The organism is Clostridium sp. HBUAS56010 (assembly GCF_007115105.1).
In the GTDB taxonomy this organism is placed as follows: domain Bacteria; phylum Bacillota; class Clostridia; order Lachnospirales; family Lachnospiraceae; genus Lacrimispora.
In genome coordinates this window covers 14431-17177 of sequence record NZ_SULJ01000014.1, presented here as the reverse complement: position 1 = coordinate 17177, position 2747 = coordinate 14431, and the positions used below count along the sequence as shown (strand labels likewise).

Annotated in this window: 3 protein-coding genes; all 3 read right to left on the bottom strand. The window is 32.5% G+C overall.

Features of this window, described 5'->3' with window-relative positions; genetic code table 11:
• Positions 1–187: 187 nt before the first annotated feature.
• Positions 188–1399, bottom strand: a complete 1212-nt coding sequence (locus FAY33_RS17025) for a hypothetical protein (RefSeq protein ID WP_143322435.1) — start codon at positions 1397–1399, stop codon at positions 188–190.
• Between the two features lie 9 nt (positions 1400–1408).
• Positions 1409–1624 (bottom strand): hypothetical protein, encoded by a 216-nt coding sequence (locus FAY33_RS17020; RefSeq protein ID WP_143322434.1) that lies wholly within the window; start codon positions 1622–1624, stop codon positions 1409–1411.
• A partial coding sequence (locus FAY33_RS17015; protein WP_143322490.1) for a DUF4280 domain-containing protein occupies positions 1621–2747 on the bottom strand: 1127 nt, incomplete at its 5' end. The genes FAY33_RS17015 and FAY33_RS17020, both read right to left, overlap by 4 nt.

Sequence of the window (2747 nt, the reverse complement as noted above, 5' to 3'; positions counted from 1 at the left end):
ATATTCGGCTTGCTTCTTTTGTAGCATCTGACTATTTTTGATCTGTTCCATAGCGTCATTATTATCCATGATATTGCCTCCTGTAGTATTGAATTATTTTATTTCTAAATTTTTTATTTTCAGATGAAAGATTCGTCTTATATTTCCTGCTTCTCTCTCTTTCTACTCAAAAGCAAACATAAGCAATTTACTGAGCCCACTGAATCTCCAAATCTCGCTCTGCTTTTTCAATTTGTTGCTCAAACCAGTTATTATAGCTTTCATTCCCGTTATTTTGACGCTCATATTCCTGCCTTAATTCACGCTCTATGTCCTGATTCAAATCACTCCAGCCCTCCAGTTTCCAAAGGTAATAGGCTTTTGCATATGACTCTGTAATTAGTGCTGCATTTTCTGAATATCCATACGCCCTAGCCAGGCCATAGTAAGATACTGCTGCCAGACTGTGGTAGGGGGGACAATAATCTAAAACATATCGGTAATCTCTAATTGCAGAATCCCTATCAGGTATGCTTTTATTTGCATAAAGGTTTCCTCTAATTATATATGAGACCAATAAATCGTAATGGTCTTTTGTCTGCCATTCTTCTAAAATGTCTATATCTTTATCTATGTAACTCATGGCTTTATCCACTCCTTCAATGGTGTCATCATACATTAAGGTCAACGCTTTGTATAAATAAGCATCTATATAAACATACTTATATGTTTTTTTATTTAATTCCCTTGCTTTTTTCATATAGTATTCACATCTTGTCATATTGTCCTCATAATAACAAGCGTAAGCTAAAGTTTCATAGTTAAATATTCCCACAAATTGATTAGAACCTAATATACTTTTTTCTTCTTTTATTAATTGTTTTATCTTTGCTATCTCCTGAATAAGTTCTGTTTGATTAGATAAATTTATTGAAGTAAGGTTTGATTTTAAAACTAAGTTTTTTAATGAATCATTTACTCCTAATTCAAGTGCCTTCTCAGTATAATTTTCAGCGGAAACTGAATCTTCCTTATACAACATAACTCCAGCTAAATTAGCTAGAATACACACTCTTTCTGTATCTGATTGAGCAATATTAAGAGCTTCTTGAAACTCTTCTTCAGCCTCTCTAAACTTTCTCAAACGTAAATATCCGACTCCCAAAGCATTCTTTACAACTGTATCCTGTTCCATTTCTTTTAAAATATTTATCGCTTCATTTAAAGAATTACCATTTCCTTTTAGTTTCACCATTAATGCTTTAAAGGACTCCTGTTCTGGCCTTTCACAAAGCATTAAAATAGAATATTCATCCACTATATACCATGTATCATCCGTTAGCTTGTCATCCTGTCTCTTACAAGCAATAAACAATATAGTTACAAAGCAAGCTAATAGTAAGCATTTCAAATATCTCATCTTTACTCCTTACCCCTTTATATTCATCAAATCAGATGCTGACTTTGGTTTTGCACCCTTAGGAAGTTCATCTTTAAAAGCAGTAATATCAAATGTTGCATTTGATGGGTCACTAATTTGAGGCTTTGTATTAGATGCGCACTGCTCCTTTAGTACCTTATCAAAAATTTTCCAAAATTTTTCATTACCATAAGCTGTACATGTATCATATTTCAATTCAATCAATTTAGTTTTAGCTTTCCATCAAATGGGTAAAGAATTACTTGATGATAGTTACCTTCTCTTTTGGGAGATAAATACACAACCATATCATAGTATTCGCCGTCATCAAGCCACACTTCGTTTTTGCTAACTAATAATTTTGCCTTTGATTTTCCCTGTTCAATTCTCTTAATATATTCGATAATTACTTCTTTTATTGCATCTTTCATTTCATTTGCTATTTTACCTTTTGTTTTATATGACGATTCATTAGAAACAATATCATATATATAACTTCTTTCACTCTTATAAAAATCATAATTTGTATATTTCCGATAATCCGAACTTGTTCCTCCAAGTAAAATAACTCTATGTCTTCCTGTATTAGACTTCTGAAAGTAAAATGTTGCATGAGTATACTCTATTGCATTAGCAAACTGCTTTAATATGTTATTAATTAAATCTACAGCTTGTGCTAAATATACCTTACCTGCTGCTTTACTACCTGAAGGTATCTGTTTAGGTACAATTTCAATTTGACTAGACTTTCTTTCAGTTTTACCATTCGAATATTGAATTGGTTGATTACTATATACAGTAATTCCTTCTCTCGTGTAATCTTCTATTTCAAAATGTATTCCAAGCAGTACTTTAGATAAACTAAACTCTACTTCAGTCATAGTATACTCCATAAGTGTATACCAATCTTCACGCTGTTTTATTTCTACCGTACCAGAAATTGTTTCACTATTTGGATTATATATTATAAATGCAATTCCATTTACCACTATAGCGGTTCTACCTTCCGTTATGTATATACGGTTAGAATTTTTCTTGGGAATGTTCTGTCCCGAATTAGTTACTGAAATAATACCTTGGCTCTTCAAACAAACACAATAAGATTCAGTATCTACTACCGTTGCTTCCATCTTTAAAGTGGCCTGATTCCATATCTTTTTATTATGATTTCCATTTAGCCATGGAGACAGCTGAGGAACACACTTTTTATTTGTTAACTTACAGATTCCAAAGCCTTCAAGGTTTTCTAGCTTACTATCCTGAGTATTGATCTGAGGATTTCCCTGAAGGTATTGCCCATGATCCACCGGGAGGTTTAATACAGCCTTTTTCTCTCCTTTTGAGCATA